This is a genomic window from Alteriqipengyuania triglochinis (assembly GCF_054655655.1).
Genome location: NZ_BAAHNC010000004.1, coordinates 49,227 through 63,965 on the forward strand (window position 1 = coordinate 49,227; position 14,739 = coordinate 63,965).

At 63.5% G+C, this 14,739-nt stretch carries 15 protein-coding genes and 1 tRNA gene; 9 read left to right on the plus strand and 7 right to left on the minus strand.

Going from position 1 to position 14,739, the window contains the following annotated elements; all coding sequences use genetic code 11:
• The first annotated feature begins 5 nt into the window (after positions 1–5).
• A complete protein-coding gene (locus ACYQ0L_RS13130) occupies positions 6–2,099 on the plus strand; it encodes a RelA/SpoT family protein (protein WP_459789739.1) in 2,094 nt (697 codons plus the stop codon).
• Positions 2,096–2,458, plus strand: a complete 363-nt coding sequence (locus ACYQ0L_RS13135) for a VOC family protein (RefSeq protein WP_459789740.1) — start codon at positions 2,096–2,098, stop codon at positions 2,456–2,458. Before ACYQ0L_RS13130 ends, ACYQ0L_RS13135 begins: the two co-directional genes overlap by 4 nt.
• Here the strand turns inward: ACYQ0L_RS13135 and ACYQ0L_RS13140 are convergent.
• Genes ACYQ0L_RS13140 through ACYQ0L_RS13150 form a run of 3 tightly spaced genes read right to left on the minus strand, consistent with a single transcriptional unit; the run spans position 2,455 to position 4,501 of the window.
• The gene (locus ACYQ0L_RS13140; protein WP_459789741.1) at positions 2,455–2,988 is read right to left on the minus strand and encodes a GNAT family N-acetyltransferase; all 534 of its coding nucleotides are present in this window, start codon (positions 2,986–2,988) and stop codon (positions 2,455–2,457) included. The two genes, ACYQ0L_RS13135 and ACYQ0L_RS13140, sit on opposite strands and share 4 nt — an antisense overlap.
• Complete coding sequence (locus ACYQ0L_RS13145) at positions 2,985–4,046, minus strand: peptidylprolyl isomerase (RefSeq protein ID WP_459789742.1); 1,062 nt, start codon at positions 4,044–4,046, stop codon at positions 2,985–2,987. Before ACYQ0L_RS13145 ends, ACYQ0L_RS13140 begins: the two co-directional genes overlap by 4 nt.
• A 44-nt stretch (positions 4,047–4,090) precedes the next feature.
• Positions 4,091–4,501, minus strand: a complete 411-nt coding sequence (locus tag ACYQ0L_RS13150) for a metallopeptidase family protein (protein ID WP_459789743.1) — start codon at positions 4,499–4,501, stop codon at positions 4,091–4,093.
• Positions 4,502–4,583: 82 nt separating this feature from the next.
• Here ACYQ0L_RS13150 and ACYQ0L_RS13155 point away from each other — a divergent pair.
• From ACYQ0L_RS13155 to ACYQ0L_RS13175, 5 genes are all read left to right on the plus strand, one after another.
• Positions 4,584–4,674: transfer RNA gene (locus ACYQ0L_RS13155), tRNA-Ser, on the plus strand.
• Positions 4,675–5,079, plus strand: a complete 405-nt coding sequence (locus ACYQ0L_RS13160; RefSeq protein ID WP_459789744.1) for a DUF421 domain-containing protein — start codon at positions 4,675–4,677, stop codon at positions 5,077–5,079.
• Between the two features lie 71 nt (positions 5,080–5,150).
• Positions 5,151–7,217: an HAD-IIB family hydrolase gene (locus tag ACYQ0L_RS13165; RefSeq protein WP_459789746.1), complete on the plus strand. Its 2,067-nt coding sequence runs from the start codon at positions 5,151–5,153 to the stop codon at positions 7,215–7,217.
• Positions 7,214–8,371: a glycosyltransferase family protein gene (locus ACYQ0L_RS13170; protein ID WP_459789747.1), complete on the plus strand. Its 1,158-nt coding sequence runs from the start codon at positions 7,214–7,216 to the stop codon at positions 8,369–8,371. The genes ACYQ0L_RS13165 and ACYQ0L_RS13170 overlap by 4 nt, the downstream gene beginning before the upstream one ends.
• Complete coding sequence (locus tag ACYQ0L_RS13175) at positions 8,368–9,321, plus strand: galactosyltransferase-related protein (protein WP_459789748.1); 954 nt, start codon at positions 8,368–8,370, stop codon at positions 9,319–9,321. The genes ACYQ0L_RS13170 and ACYQ0L_RS13175 overlap by 4 nt, the downstream gene beginning before the upstream one ends.
• Here ACYQ0L_RS13175 and ACYQ0L_RS13180 read toward each other — a convergent pair.
• A complete protein-coding gene (locus ACYQ0L_RS13180; protein WP_459789749.1) occupies positions 9,213–10,289 on the minus strand; it encodes a glycosyltransferase in 1,077 nt (358 codons plus the stop codon). The two genes, ACYQ0L_RS13175 and ACYQ0L_RS13180, sit on opposite strands and share 109 nt — an antisense overlap.
• 209 nt (positions 10,290–10,498) lie before the next feature.
• Between ACYQ0L_RS13180 and ACYQ0L_RS13185 the strand changes: the two genes are divergently transcribed.
• Entirely contained in the window at positions 10,499–11,287 is a 789-nt protein-coding gene (locus ACYQ0L_RS13185; protein ID WP_459789750.1) for a Crp/Fnr family transcriptional regulator, read from the plus strand.
• Positions 11,284–12,066, plus strand: a complete 783-nt coding sequence (locus ACYQ0L_RS13190; RefSeq protein ID WP_459789751.1) for a sulfotransferase family protein — start codon at positions 11,284–11,286, stop codon at positions 12,064–12,066. Before ACYQ0L_RS13185 ends, ACYQ0L_RS13190 begins: the two co-directional genes overlap by 4 nt.
• Before the next feature lie 16 nt (positions 12,067–12,082).
• On the opposite strand, the gene ACYQ0L_RS13195 is transcribed toward ACYQ0L_RS13190, so the two are convergent.
• Genes ACYQ0L_RS13195 through ACYQ0L_RS13205 form a run of 3 tightly spaced genes read right to left on the minus strand, consistent with a single transcriptional unit; the run spans position 12,083 to position 14,726 of the window.
• A complete protein-coding gene (locus ACYQ0L_RS13195; RefSeq protein WP_459789752.1) occupies positions 12,083–12,880 on the minus strand; it encodes an SDR family NAD(P)-dependent oxidoreductase in 798 nt (265 codons plus the stop codon).
• Positions 12,877–14,070: a zinc-dependent alcohol dehydrogenase gene (locus ACYQ0L_RS13200; protein WP_459789753.1), complete on the minus strand. Its 1,194-nt coding sequence runs from the start codon at positions 14,068–14,070 to the stop codon at positions 12,877–12,879. The genes ACYQ0L_RS13195 and ACYQ0L_RS13200 overlap by 4 nt, the downstream gene beginning before the upstream one ends.
• Entirely contained in the window at positions 14,070–14,726 is a 657-nt protein-coding gene (locus ACYQ0L_RS13205) for an SRPBCC family protein (protein ID WP_459789754.1), read from the minus strand. The genes ACYQ0L_RS13200 and ACYQ0L_RS13205 overlap by 1 nt, the downstream gene beginning before the upstream one ends.
• Between the last annotated feature and the right edge of the window lie 13 nt (positions 14,727–14,739).

Consider the following 14,739-nt stretch of genomic DNA (forward strand, 5'->3'; position numbering starts at 1 on the left):
TTAAGATGCTGCGCCAGTATGAACTTGTTGAGCGGGTAAAAGCCTACGACCCGGACGCCGACGAGGCGATGCTCAACCGCGCCTATGTGTATACCGTGCAAAAGCACGGCACGCAGAAGCGGGCGAGTGGCGATCCCTATTTCAGCCACCCGGTCGAAGTCGCGGGCTTGATGACCGACCTCAAGCTCGATCAGGAAACCATCGCCACCGCGCTGCTGCACGATACGGTCGAGGATACGCTCGCCACGATCGACGATATCGAGGAGAATTTCGGGCCGCAGGTCGCGCGGCTGGTCGACGGGGTGACCAAGCTCTCCAAGATCGAGGCGATGCCGGAGAACGAGCGCGCGGCGGAGAATCTGCGCAAGTTCCTGCTGGCGATGAGCGAGGATATCCGCGTGCTGCTGGTCAAGCTGGGCGACCGGCTGCACAACATGCGCACGCTGCATTTTATCCAGAAGCCGGAAAAGCGCCGCCGCATCGCGCGCGAAACGATGGATATCTACGCTCCGCTGGCAGAGCGCGTGGGCATGTACGAATACATGCGCGAGATGCAGGCGCTGGCCTTCGAGCAGCTGGAGCCCGAAGCGTCGGCGACGATCACCGAGCGCCTGGCCGAAATCCGCAGCCAGGACAGTGGGCAAGTCGATGCGATCGCGCTCGCGATCAAGCAGGCGCTGGCCGAAGCGGGGCTGACGGTCGAGGTGTCGGGGCGCGAAAAGCACCCCTATTCGATCTGGAAGAAGATGGCGGAGCGGCACCTCCCGTTCGAGAAGGTGACCGATATCTTCGCCTTCCGCGTCATCACCGACAGCGTGGAGGACTGCTACCGCGCGATGGGCCTGCTGCACACGGTGTGGCAGTTCATCCCGGGCAAGTTCAAGGATTACATCTCGACGCCGAAGAACAACGGCTATCGCAGCCTGCACACCTCGCTGATCTACGAGAATTCGATGCGGGTGGAGGTGCAGATCCGCACGCGCGAGATGCACCGGACCAATGAATTCGGCCTCGCCGCGCACTGGGCCTACAAGCAGCACGACCGTCCCGACGGGCAGGTCAGCTGGCTGCGCGATCTGATCGAGATCGTCGACGCCAGCCACGATCCCGACGAGCTGCTCGAACATACCAAGCTGGCGATCTACCAGGATCGAATCTTCGCCTTCACCCCCAAGGGCGCGCTGTTCCAGCTGCCCAAGGGGGCAACCCCGGTCGACTTCGCCTTCGCGGTGCACACCGATCTCGGCGCGCAGACCGTCGGGGCGAAGATCAACGGGCGGCACATGCCGCTGCGCACGCCGCTGGCCAATGGCGACGTGGTGGAGATCATCAAGGGAAGCGAGGCCGAGCCGCAGCTTTCGTGGCTGGGCTTCGTGGTGACGGGCAAGGCGCGCGCCGCGATCCGCCGGTCGGTGCGCAAGAAGGAGCGCGAGGAGGTCGCCGAGCTGGGCGCCAAGCTTTACGACCAGATCGCCTCGCGCACGCCTGCCAAGGTCGGCAAGAAGGCACTGCGCGAAGCGCTCAAGCGGCTTGAGATGGAGGACGAGGAAGACCTCATGTATGCCATCGGTGCCGCCCAGATCGGCGATCACGAGGTGATGGAAGCGCTGGTGCCCGGCAGCACCGCCGATTTCGAGGAAGACCCCGACTGGACGCAGCGCCACAAGAAGACGATCTCGATCCGCGGGCTCAAGCCCGGCAATGCCTACACGCTGGCCGATTGCTGCCATCCGGTGCCGGGCGACCGGATCGTTGGGCTCAGGCGCAAGGGGGAGAGCGTCGAGGTCCACAACATCCAGTGCCTGAGCCTTGCGAGCGGGATCGACAACGACTGGCTCGATCTCGACTGGGGCAGCCGCGCGGGGCTTGCCACCGGACGGCTGCTGGTGACGCTCTACGACAGGCGCGGGACGATCGCCGAAATGGCGAACATCGTCACGCGCAGTCACGGCGATGTCCGCAGCCTGCAGCAGGTGCGGGTCGAAAATCCCTTCGCCACCTACGAGATCGATGTCGAGGTGCAGGACCTGGCGCACCTGACAAGGATATTGAGCGCGCTGCGGGCGAGCGATGCGGTCGCGCAGGCGGAGCGGATTTGAGCGTCCTGCTGGCATACGACCATGTCCAGCTCGCCATTCCGCGCGGGGGAGAGGATCGGGCGCGCGCCTTCTTCGTGGACCTGATAGGGATGCGCGAAGTTCCCAAGCCTGTGACGCTTTCACCGCATGGCTGCTGGTTCGAGGCTGGAGCGGTATCGCTGCATATCGGCGTCGACCCGGATTTTCGCCCGGCAACCAAGGCGCATCCGGCATTTCTGGTCGCCGATCTGGAAGATTTGCGCACGCGACTGGAAGCAGCCGGGGTCGCGTGCAGGGAGGACAAGCCGCTCGCCGGTTACCTTCGTTTCTTTGCCGAGGATCCCTTCGGCAACCGGCTCGAATTCATGCAGAAGGTCTAGCGTCCCGCCAGAGAGGCGGCGTTGGGCCAGTGCATGCGATAGCGCACCTCGTGCGGTGCCTTGTCCCAGTCGGACATGATCCTCTCGGCGATCCGGGCGCCGAGCGCACGGTAAAAGCCGACCGCGCTTTCGTTGCGTTCGAACACCCACAGGTAGAGGCCCCGGTCGGCATCGCGTTCGGCGACGCGGCGCGCCGCCTCGACCAGCAGCGCCTTGCCGATGCCCTGGCCGCGCACCCCGGCTGCGCTGTGCAGGTTGTCGACAAAGCCGCCCCAGCCAGGCTCGCGCTCGTGGAAGAGGCTGGCAAAGCCGACGATGCTGCTCTGTGTCTGCGCGACGATCACTTCGAGGTCGGGGGAGGGGGCGGTCAGCCGTTCGTGCCACACCGCGCGGCGATCTTCCTCGACCGGCCCGGCGAGGTAGCCGGGGTCGAGGATCTCGGCATAGGCCTCACGCCAGTTGGCGGTATGCAGCGCGGCGATGGCTTGCGCATCGTGCGCCGTCGCATCGCGCAAGGTGAAGCTGCTCACTGGCTCTCCACAACGTCCACACGACGCACGGGCACCGGGATATTGCAGATATCCGCACCGCCGGCGGGCTGGATGAAGAACGGGTCGCGGCGATTGGCGCGCGCGTCGGCGTATTGCGCGAAGCTCTCGCTCTCGGTGGAGAGGTATTCGAAGCGCGGACGCTCGCCGTCGGGCAGGTCCGCGGCCATGCGGACCGAGACGATCGGCACGCGTTTCGCCGGGTCCTCGTAGAAGCCTAGCGGACCCTTGCCGCGCGGCAGGCTGGAGAGGTGCTCGATCCCTTCGACGATCCGTCCGACCACCGCGATGTTGCGGTCGAGATGGCGCGGCGCCTGACCGATCACGGTGTAGAGTTGCGAGCCGTCCCCGGTATCGGGCGACATGTTCCGGCCAACGCCGACCATGCCGTAGCAGTGGACAGGCCAAGCGCTCGCGTTTTCGCGGGAGAAGGCGGTTGGCCATCCTTCGGAAAAACGACTGCCTTCGGCGTATGCGTCGCGGGGATAGCTTCGTGATGCGATACGCTCGATTTGCAGCCTGGCTGCCTCGGGCAGGTCTGAGACGCTACACCTGTTCTTGTTCTTCTTGGGACATGCCTCGAAAATTTCGGTCATTGAGGGACCGCTACGAGGCAGGGCCGCTATTCTGACGGTGTAATCTCCCTCATCCATCACATTCAGCCCTTCGGGCACCGGCTTGGGCTCGACGCCCATGTCCGGATCGGGCTGGCCCCACTGGACCACGTAATTGTCCTGAACCCGCAGGATATCGCTGCCGTCCCAATAGCCTGCGCGGGCGAGGGTGCGGATGTTTTCGACCCAGCCCTGGCTGAAGGGCGCGCCGATCAGCTGCATCACAACCTTTCGCTCGGTGCCATCCTCCAGCGGGGGGAGCGTCATTACCACCAGGTTCTCGGCATCGATCGCGACCCATGCGTCGCTCGGGGCGGTATCGACGATCTCGCCCGGAGACAGCGCGGGGGCTTGGGCCTCCTGCGCGAAGGATGCGGTGGCAAGCGCGAATGTTGCGGCGGCGGAGAGCGTGATGGCGTGCTTCATGCGGCAAGGTTTGCCACCAAAACCTGGCATCGCAAACCGCTTTGCTACGCCTGTTCGTCGACCAGGTTCTCCAGCGCGTGCATATCGTCGTCGGACAGGCCGAAGTGATGGCCGATCTCGTGAATCACGACATGGCGCACGAGATGCTCCAGCGTTTCGTCGCCGCGCTCGGCCCATTCGTCGAGGATCGGGCGGCGGAACAGGCGGATTTGGGTGGGCAGCTGGCCCGACATCTCGATGCTGCGCTCGGTCAGGGCGTGGCCTTCGTAGACGCCGGTCAGTTCGAACGGGTTCTCCATGCCGAGATCGCGCAGGGTCTCCTCGTCGGCGAAGTCCTCCACCGCGAAGACGACATCGCCCAACTGGTCTCGGAAGGCATCGGGCAGCGCGGCGATCGCCGCACGGCCCAGCGCTTCCATCTCATCGAGCGTAATGGGGAGACCGAAATTTCGCATGGGATGTTCCTAGCGCCGACACGACGCCTTGCGAAGCGGGAGGAACAAAGCTAGGTGCGCTGGCTTCCCGAACGGGCGATGCGGAGCGGTGGCCGAGTGGTCGAAGGCGCACGCCTGGAAAGTGTGTATACGGTAACCCCGTATCGAGGGTTCGAATCCCTCCCGCTCCGCCATTGGCCATCACCGTCGTCGTTGGCAGCCTGATGGCCAACTGTATCCTGCTCGACAATGTCCTGCTGCTGGATGCTATCATCGCAATGATGGTGATCGCACTGTGTCAGTGGATCGTCACCTTCGCGGTTATCCGTACTCGGATTGCCAGAAGGATCATAAAGGCGGTGCCTGCTCTCTTGCTCCGTGAAGGCAAGATGCTCCGTAAAACGATGAAACATGCTCGCATCTCTGAAGAGGAAGTCCGCATGGCGTTGCGTGAGAATGGGATCGTCGATCTGGAAGGCGCACAATGGGTGGTCTTGGAAACCAACGGCCAGCTTTCGGTAATTCCGACACAAGAAGCGTCTCTGACAGGGTGTGATGCCATGAAGGACGTGGCCGAACCAATGCGCGATTGGCGCTAAATCGTGCATCCCCGCTCCCGTCAAAAGATGGGTTGGGGAACGCATATAAGGGCCATCGGCTATGGCCCTGGATGCAATCACTTTTCATCATGCATATCGCGTTGGGCGGCTGTTTGCGGGGCGCCCCCCGCTACGGACTGACGGAGGATACCGGCGGCCACATCACCTATATCCTGGGTGAGGCGAAGGCCATGGCGCGGCGCCGGGACGTAGGCCAGTGCGAGATCGTGACGCGGCTTTTCGAGGACGATCGGCTTGGTACGATCCACGCGGAACCGAGAGAACACGTTGCGCCGAAACTGACAATTACGCGGATTGATAGTGGCGACAGGCGTTACCTCGCCAAGGAAGCGCTGGCCGCGGATCGCGACGCGTTTGCTAAGGCGCTGATCGCCGACCTGCATCAGCGAGACCGGTTGCCGGATGCTATTCACGCCCATTTTGCCGATGCGGCGGATGTCGCCCTGCGTGTGCGCGAGATTTTCGGGATCCCCGTGATCTATACGCCCCACTCGCTGGGTCGTGACAAGCTTGACGCCGGGTGCGCCGTGTCACGCGGTTTTGCCGACCGGCTGGCGGAGGAAGACCGGGCCATCGCAGGGGCGGATGCCGTGATCGCATCGTCGCGCGACGAGTGTGAGCGGCAGGTCACCTCCTATCCCGGCGCCCGCCCGGAAAGGATATGGCGCGTCCATCCTGGCATCGACCAGACCCGGGCAAGCCTGGCGGACGAACGGGCCGCAGGCAGCCTGATCGAACCTTTCCTGCGCCATCCCGGCAGGCCGATCATCCTCGCGATCGCGCGCCCCGTTCACAAAAAGAACCTCGCCGGGCTAGTTCAGGCCTTCGCTGACCACCCTCAGCTGCGCGACATGGCCAACCTCGTTATCCTGCCCGGGCTGCGCAGGTCAGTCGAGAGCGGCGAGAGCGAACAGGTCGCGGTTATGCGCGAACTGATCGATCTGATTGACGGGCACGACCTGCACGGATCGGTCGCCTACCCCAGGCACCACGACGCGTCGGCCGTGCGCGGGCTCTACGCGCTGGTCGCAAAATCCGGCGGCATTTTCTGCAACCCGGCAATGTTCGAACCCTTCGGTCTGACCATCCTCGAAGCGGCCGTTCATGCGCTTCCTGTGGTGGCGACCGACCGTGGCGGGCCGAGCGACATCTTGGGCGAGATCGGCCACGGCCTGCTGGTTAACCCGGGCGATCCCGCGGCCCTTGGCGCAAGCCTCCATCGTTTGCTGTCGGATCGCGAACTCTACGCCGAATGCGCCCGCAACGCTGCGCGCAACATCGGCAAGGTCACGTGGGGCCGCTACGCCGACCAGTGCATCGCGATCCTGCGCACGCTCCGCAAGGGCCCCACCCGCGTGGTGGATATGCCCCGTTCGCGCAGGATCCTGCTGTGTGACATCGACAACACGCTGACCGGGTGCCGCCGCTCCGCCCGCGAACTGTCCGATTACCTGAAAACCCGGTCCGACATTACCTTCGGCGTCGCTACCGGGCGCAGTCTACCAGAAGCGCGACGGCTATTGCTGGAATGGAACCTGCCGGCGCCCAGCGTCCTGATCACTTCTGTCGGCAGTGAAATCTATTGGGACGACGAGCACGGTCTGCGCGCAGACATGGAGTACGATGCCAGCATATCAGGGGGATGGAGCACGTCGCGGATCGAGCGACTGCTGAGCAAGCGCGCGGACGTCCCGCCGCAGCCTCCCATCGAGCAGCGGCGCTTCAAGCGCAGCTATTATTGTGAAGATCCCGCTTTGCCGGGGCAGATCGAACACGACTTGATGCGCGAGGGCCTGCCCGCCAAGGTCATCTACAGCCACCAGCGCCTGCTCGACATCCTTCCGGCAAGGGCGGGCAAGGGCGAAGCCGCGCGGCACGTCCTCAGGCGCCTCGGGCTGCCCGACGAGTGTCTCATCGTAGCGGGCGATAGCGGCAATGATGCGGACATGGTTCGCGTGTGCCGCAGTCCCATCATCGTCGCCAACAGCGAGCCTGCCCTTATCGAGCAGGGCCGCAATCACCCGGGCGCTTTCATGGCGACCCGGCCCTATTCTGCGGGCGTCCTCGAAGGACTGCTCGCGGTGACTGAAAAGCGCATTTCGAGGAGCGCGGCATGAGCAGAGAACAGGGCCCGGTCGGGTACTTCGTCCACCACCAGGGCCGCGGCCATGCGGAACGGGCCGCGGCGATCGCCAATGCACTCGCGCCGAAACGCCCGGTGACGCTGTTTTGCGCGCGCGACGACATCTTCCCCGAACTGGTCGATGGCATCGAGTGCCGTGTCATCCCATCACTTTTCGAAGAAAGAGAGCCGTCGCCGTCCGGACTAGCCGGTCTGGATACACCCGATACGCTGCACTGCGCCCCGGTCGGATGGCCGCAGATCACCAACGCGATCGCACAGATCATCCAGTGGTTCGACGAAGCGCGCCCCGCGCTGTTCATCACGGATGTCTCGGCGGAATTGGGGCAGCTTGCGCGGATCGCATCGGTTCCACACGTTGCGGTACTGCAGCACGGGTTGCGGGACGATCCCGGTCACGTGGCCGCCTATCGCGGTGCAGCCGCGCTGCTGGCTCCATACGACAGCACGCTCGACCAGCCCAATGAGCCGGGGTGGAAGCGTGCCAAGACGATCCACGCACCCGGCCTCGGTGTGGATACCGCGAGGCTGGGAGACAAGACAGCCGCCAGACGTCGGCTAGGGCTGGCGGACAATAGGGAATACATAGTGGTCGTGGGCGGCGGCGGTGGTCGCGGCCTGTCTTCGGCTCCTCTTACGCTTGGCGCACGGGCCGAGCCCGACACCCAATGGGTAACACTCGGAAAAATCGAGAGCGAATGGCACGAGACGCCACCCGCGAACCTGACCCATCTGGGCTGGGTGGAGAACGCCGAGGACTGGATATCGGCGGCGGACCGGATCGTGTCGAGCGCGGGGAACACCACGGTCCACCTCGTTGCTGCGGCAGCCAAGCCGTGGATCGTGGTGCCTGAATGGCGCTATTTCGGAGAACAGGTCTGCAAAGCGGAGGCGCTGGATCGAGCTGGCGCAGCGGCACACGCGCGCATCTGGCCTTCCAGCGCGCAGGAATGGGCGGGGTACTGGCAGGCGGCTTCGGGAATCGAACCCGAAAACCAGCGCGGGTTGGTCAGCAAGGGGGCGGACCGAAAGGTGGCCGGCGAAATCGAAAGCCTGATTGCGCGACTCTGGTCGGTCGACCGACCTCTCTCGGCCATTCGGGCAACCTCCGGAGCCAGCACGCAGTGAGCATCTCGGTCTGCACGCTCGCCTTCGGCCGCGAAGAACATCTCGCAAATCTCGTGCGGGGGCTGTGCGCCAGTACGCGCATGCCCGACGAGCTGGTGATCGCCGCCATGCAGAGTGCGCCCTTCCGGCTGCCGGATGCGCCTTTTCCCGTCAGGCAGATCATGCTGGGCGAAGATGGCATACCGCTGGCGGCAGGGCGCAACCGGGCGGCGGCCGAAGCCATGGGCGACCTGCTGGTGTTTCTCGATGTGGATTGCATCCCTGCTTCGCGCTGCGTCGAGGACTACGCGTGCCACGCCGAAGGCCTAGGCGGGCTGCTGATGGGCGAGGTCGCCTACCTGCCCGATGGGGCCGCCATGCGCGGGATAGACGAGGCCCGGTTCGAGCAGGTCGGGGTAAAACACTCCGAACGCGCTGGAGCACCGAAGGGCACTCACGCTCCTTGCAGCGACTATCGCTGTTTCTGGTCGCTCAATTTCGCTATGACGAAAGATGATTTCATGCGGACCGGGGGCTTCGACGAGAGGTTCGTCGGATATGGCGGCGAAGACACCGATTTCGGCCGGACCGTGGCGACACATGAGCTGCCAATATGGTGGGTTCGTGGAGCCAAGGCTTTCCACCAGTATCACCCGCATCACATGCCGCCGGTGCACCATCTGGACAGCGTGCTCGCCAATGCCCGTCAGTTCGCGGCGAAGTGGGGTGAGCCGACGATGCAGCACTGGCTTCGCGCCTTTGTCCTGATGGGTCTGGTCGAGAGAACCGGCGACGGGTGGCGTAAGCTGCGCGAGCCCGAAGAAAGCGACCTCGAACTGACCCGTCAGCAAGAAAGTGCGCCCTATGCGAGCAGCTCTACCGTGCTCGACTGGCTTGAGGCCAAAGCAGCCTCGCCACACGCGGGCGGCGGCCCGGAAGCTGCCTCTGCACCGGCGATCGCGAGCGCGTAAATCGCTTCGTAGCGCTTGATCATCCGTCCGACGGAAAAATGCGTGCGCACCCTCTCGCGGCAGGGCGCTCCATCAAGCTGGTCCGCTGTAGCCATTGCCTGTGCAAGCGCAGCGACGTCGCCCGCAGCCACAAGTCGCCCGCATCGGCCAAGCACCTCGCGCATCGCGCCGCGATCGAAGGCGATGACCGGAACGCCAGCCGCCATCGCCTCCGCCGCGACGAGGCCGAAGGGTTCGTCCCACATGGGGGTGACCACTGCCGCCCGGGCCTGCGCGACCATCGCGGCCAATGCGCTACCGCCAAGGTGGCCTTCGTAGGTTATGCGATAGTCGAGGAACGGCTCGACATGGTCCTCGAAATAGGGCCGGTCCTCGATGGCGCCTACGATCTTGAGACTGACCCCCGCGATCCTGGCGGCAGCCACGGTCTCGCGCAGACCCTTGGTCGGGGTTACTCGCCCGAACCATAGTAGGTATTCGGACCGTGCCGGTGCCTCGTGCCAATCCTCCAGCGCAATGCCGTTTGGAACAACGTGCATATTGTCACCCGCCCGCCCGCTCCACAGCTGAAGCTGGTGGTTCGATGTCACGGTGAAGTGCGACGAGCGCGAATTGCGGCCGCTCGACACCGCAGCGCTCATCGTCGCGAAGGGTGGAACGTGGTGCGACGTCACGATGGGATGGCCGCTGGCCAAGCCCCACTCGATCATCGCTGGCGAAAGCGAATTGTTGTGCACGATGTCGAATGAGCCGCGCTCGATCGCTCGTTGCGCCCGGCCGAAAGCATCGTCCTGAAACATCTGCAGCCGGTCCGTGCCATGCCAGTCGCGCCAGGGGAGACAGGTTTCGTAGGGGACCTCGCAGATGGGATAGAGCTGGCCCGCATCGCTGCCGGGCGCGGCGAATAAAGTTACCTCGTGCCCACGCCGTTCCAGCGCACCCACCAGCTGATGACAGTGGGATTCCATACCGCCCATGAAAGGGGGGGAGATGGGGTGGCGTATATGCCCGACAACGGCGATCTTCACAGGCGTACTCCGGGAGATGGGAGATCTTCCCAACCAGAACCGTCTGCAGTCTGACTGGCTCCACAGACGGACAAAAGTTAACCTGTGTGAGAGTTGGAACGCGCCGTGCGAACGCGCGTAAAAACGCTATGAGGGATGATAGGGGTACGATGCGCGATGAACTCGCGCAGTTTCCGATGACCGGGCGGTTTCTGGCAAGCCGCCTGCGTCATGCCATGACCGTGATGGAGAAAGAGCTTCTCGAAAGCCTGGTCGAAGAGGTGCGTGAGACGAACGGGTACACGAAGATCCTTTCGCGTGGCGATTTCTGCGAATACTCCACCATCCTGATCAAGGGCTTCATGACACGCGTCATCGAAGATGGAACAGACCGCAGCATCGTCGGCTTCCAGGTTCCCGGTGATTTCGTCGATCTGCATGGATTTGCGCTCAAACGCCTCGATCACGACCTGTGCGCACTTGGCTACACGCAATTCGGGATCGTCCCACACGAGCGCCTGCGCGATGTGCTCGAGAACGAGCCGCATCTGGCGCGGCTGTTCTGGTTCGGAACCCTGCTTGATGCATCGATCCATCGAGAGTGGCTGTCCAAGATGGTGCGATTGCGCGCGGTGGGCCGGATAGCGCATGTTATTACCGAGCTCTGGTATCGCCTGCGCATGGTTGGGTTGGGCAATTCGTCGGGCTTCAACACTCCGTTCACGCAAGTGGATTTGGCTCATATCTGCGGGTTGTCGGAAATCCACGTCAACCGCTCGGTCCGCGATTTGCGCGAGGGTGAAGTGGTCGATTTCCGTCGCGGAAGAATAACGATCCTCAATGCCGATCGCCTGAAGGAAATGGCACGATTCAACCCAGCCTACCTCTACGGCGAAGGTGGGCTCGAGGTCGGTTCGGCGCTGAACAAGGAAGCGGACGAAGGACAAATGGCGAAGTGAGCATCTATCCGGGGCGTTATGTTTTTGTAGCGGGGCTCCATCGAACTGGAACGAGTCTTCTGGCACGATTGCTCGGGGACCATTCCCGTATTGCCGCGATCGAGAACGCGCCGGTCCCGGAAAACGAGGGCTGTTATCTTCAGGGCGCCATACCGCATACCGCTCTCCACGGACGACCCGGCCACTTCGCGACCGACCCTGCGCAGCATCTGATCGAGGGATGCGCGTTCGATACGCTCGAGACCAAGCAGCGCATCGAGTCGGACTGGGCCCGCTGGTTCGGCGCGGGTTCGCCTCGGCGGGTCGAGAAATCGCCCGTCAATCTGACGCGCATGCGATTATACCAGCAGCTGTTCCCAACCTGTCAGTTTGTAATCATCCTGCGCCACCCCGCAGCGATGGCGGCAGCGCTGCGAAAGTGGATGGCCGATGACGCGTCCGAGTTGATCGACTACGGGCTCGACGCTTACGATATCGTCGCTCAGGATTTGCTCTACCTGCATTCGGCATTGGTGATCCGGTACGAGGATCTCGTGGCACGCGACCTGCGGCCCGCCCTGTTCGGATTCCTCGGTCTCGATCCCGGCGTGCCGACAGCGGTCGCACTGCGCGATGGGAACACAGATTACGATGACCTTCCCCGCATGAGGCAGGGCCAGATCAACCGGGCGAGCCAATGGGGCTATGGAGCGGACGGAGCAGCGTTGCCCTTCGAGCCGATCGTGCGCCATCCTTTGCGCGCGATCCGAGAAGCGACCATCGGGGCGTTGGCCCAGTAGCCGTTCCGCCTATAGCCTAGGTATCGTGCCGAGGCTTCGCCAGCCGCTCGTGCATTTTCGCGACAAGCTCGTCAGGCAGGATATCTGCGAACGTATCCTGCAGCTTGTTCATGAAGCCGCTGACTTCCTGTGTTTCGCCTTTGAGAAGCGCCTCGTAACCATCGCGCGCGACCTTGGCCGGGTCCGCCTTTTTCGACTGGCCCAGCGTGGTGTCCTCCATGTCCGCCCGCTCGAAGAAGCGGGTGTCGGTGATCCCGGGCAGCAGGCACGTGATGACAACCGGGGTTACCTTCAGTTCGTTCGCGAGACCCACGCAGAAGTTGTCGATGAACGCCTTGGTCGCGTTGTATACCAGGTTGAAGGGACCTGGCATGCTCCCGGCGATGGAACCCGTCACAAGAATGCGGCCCTCCTCGCGCAGAACCATCCGACCCCCGATCTTGTGGATCAGCGAAATCGTACCGGTGATGTTGGTATCGATCGTGGCTTTAATATCGCTCCACGAATGGCCGAGGAAAGCGCCGCCCTGTCCTTGGCCAGCATTGGCCATCAGCACATCCACGGGCCGATCCCCGACCGTGTTCATCAGTTCGTCGACGCCGCTTTCCGTGGCGAGGTCGGTCTCGAGATACTCGACCGAAGCAGCGCCGCACTCGCGTACGGCACCGGCGGCGGAGGCAAGATCGCGATCCGCCACCAGCAGCAGGTCGCATCCGTCCGTCGCCGCGAGCTTCGCCAGCTCAAGTCCGATACCGCTGGACGCACCGGTGACGACGCACAGACCCGAAAGTTTTTTGACCGGGTTCTTGCTCATGCGGTGGCTCCCGCATCCATGCCGGGCTTGAGGACCACCTTGGTCCAGCTGTCCTGCTCTTGCCGGAAGTTCTTGTAGCCGCGCGCGGCGTCTTCCAGCGGCAAGCGGTGCGAGATGAGGAAGGTGGTATCGATGGTGCCATCCTCGATCTTGTCGAGCAGCGGTTTGGTATAGCGCTGTACGTGGGTCTGGCCGGCGCGCACCTGCAACCCCTTCTCCATCAGCGCACCCAGCGGGAACTTATCGGTCATTCCGCCATACACGCCGGGGATCGAAACGCGCCCTCCGGGGCGCACCGCAAGGATCGCTTGCTTGAGCGCCGCTGCACGGTCCGCTCCCATGCCGACGGTCTGCTTGACCATGTCGAGCATGTTGTCGACCGCGAAGCCGTGCGATTCCATGCCGACCGCATCGATCACCGCGTCCACACCGATCCCGCCCGACATTTCCATCAGCGCCTCGCGCACTTCGGTCGTCTTGAAATTGATCACCTCCGCGCCGAGTTGTTTGGCCAGTTCGAGCCGGTGTGGATAGTGATCGATCGCGATCACCTTGCTCGCGCCCATGATGATGGCGGATTGGATTGCAAACAGGCCAACCGGGCCGCAGCCCCACACGGCGACCGTGTCATCGGGCTGGATGTCCGCATTCTCCGCCCCCATCCAGCCGGTCGGCAGGATATCGGACAGGAACAGCACTTTCTCGTCCTCGAGATGGTCGGGGATCACGATCGGTCCGACATCGGAGAACGGCACGCGGACATATTCCGCCTGACCACCCGAATACCCGCCCGTCAGGTGCGAATAGCCGAACAGCGCGGCCATCGGATGGCCGTAGAGCGTGGCCGACATGTCCTGCTTTTCCACCGGATTCGAGTTCTCGCACGCGGAATATTGCTTGATCTGGCAATGGAAGCAGCCGCCGCAGCTGATCGTGAAGGGAACGACCACGCGCTGGCCCTTCTTCAGAGTGCTGTCCTTGCCGGTTTCCACGACTTCGCCCATGAATTCATGGCCGAGCACGTCGCCCGGGACCACGCCGGGAATGACCCCGTCATAGAGGTGCAGGTCCGAACCGCAGATCGCGGTCGAGGTGATCTTGAGGATCGCGTCGCGCGGATTGATGATTTCGGGATCGGGAACGCTATCCACGCGGACGTCGTGCGTTCCGTGCCATGTGAGTGCGCGCATTATGCGTTCTCCTGCTGTTTTGCTTGGCGCGTTTCGCTCTTGCGATGCGCAGACGTGGCGATCTCGCCGGTTTCCATGAGCATCTTGAAGCGCTTGAGGTCGTGGCGGGCCTGGACTTCGGGTTCGCGCAGGAAGGCCTTTGCAATCCCGCGTCCGATGGCACCGCCCGGTGCGTCGTATTCGATCCGCAGCGATACGCGGGTACCGCGATCACCGGGTGCCTCGGTAAAGATAACCTCGCCGGTGGTCTCGATTTCGGAACCTTCGACGGATGCCCAAGCGATCCGTTCGTTCTCGACATCGTCGGTGATCTCGGTTTTCAGGTCGACCGTTGTCCCGGCGGGCGCCTTGATCGTCCAGTTCGCACGGCCCTTCGGGCCACCTTGCTCGGTGACCTGCTCGACGTTCTCCATGAACTCGGGCAGATTTCCGAAGTCCCGCCAATAGGCATAGAGCTCGGCGGCGGGCTTGCGGATGGTGACCGTCCGCCCCACCAGCGCGTGTTCACCCTGGTTTTTGCGGCGGGCGATCTTCGGCGCATCGTCGCTGCCGCCATCATGCCGGCGGGACAGGAAGGCCCCGAAGGCGACGGCGCCCAGCGCCACGCCCGCGGCGGCTACACCGCCCGCAATGCCGATTTCTCGATTGTTTTTCATGTCGGTATCCTTT

What these genes read in the sequence shown, in the direction of transcription:
- ACYQ0L_RS13195 (WP_459789752.1), bottom strand. Translation starts at nt 12,880, where the DNA reads ATGAGCAAGAACCCGGTCAAAAAACTTTCGGGTCTGTGCGTCGTCACC.
- ACYQ0L_RS13180 (WP_459789749.1), bottom strand. Translation starts at nt 10,289, where the DNA reads ATGGAATCCCACTGTCATCAGCTGGTGGGTGCGCTGGAACGGCGTGGG.
- ACYQ0L_RS13170 (WP_459789747.1), top strand. Translation starts at nt 7,214, where the DNA reads ATGAGCAGAGAACAGGGCCCGGTCGGGTACTTCGTCCACCACCAGGGC.
- ACYQ0L_RS13150 (WP_459789743.1), bottom strand. Translation starts at nt 4,501, where the DNA reads ATGCGAAATTTCGGTCTCCCCATTACGCTCGATGAGATGGAAGCGCTG.
- ACYQ0L_RS13145 (WP_459789742.1), bottom strand. Translation starts at nt 4,046, where the DNA reads ATGAAGCACGCCATCACGCTCTCCGCCGCCGCAACATTCGCGCTTGCC.
- ACYQ0L_RS13205 (WP_459789754.1), bottom strand. Translation starts at nt 14,726, where the DNA reads ATGAAAAACAATCGAGAAATCGGCATTGCGGGCGGTGTAGCCGCCGCG.
- ACYQ0L_RS13200 (WP_459789753.1), bottom strand. Translation starts at nt 14,070, where the DNA reads ATGCGCGCACTCACATGGCACGGAACGCACGACGTCCGCGTGGATAGC.
- ACYQ0L_RS13185 (WP_459789750.1), top strand. Translation starts at nt 10,499, where the DNA reads ATGCGCGATGAACTCGCGCAGTTTCCGATGACCGGGCGGTTTCTGGCA.
- ACYQ0L_RS13165 (WP_459789746.1), top strand. Translation starts at nt 5,151, where the DNA reads ATGCAATCACTTTTCATCATGCATATCGCGTTGGGCGGCTGTTTGCGG.
- ACYQ0L_RS13130 (WP_459789739.1), top strand. Translation starts at nt 6, where the DNA reads ATGCTGCGCCAGTATGAACTTGTTGAGCGGGTAAAAGCCTACGACCCG.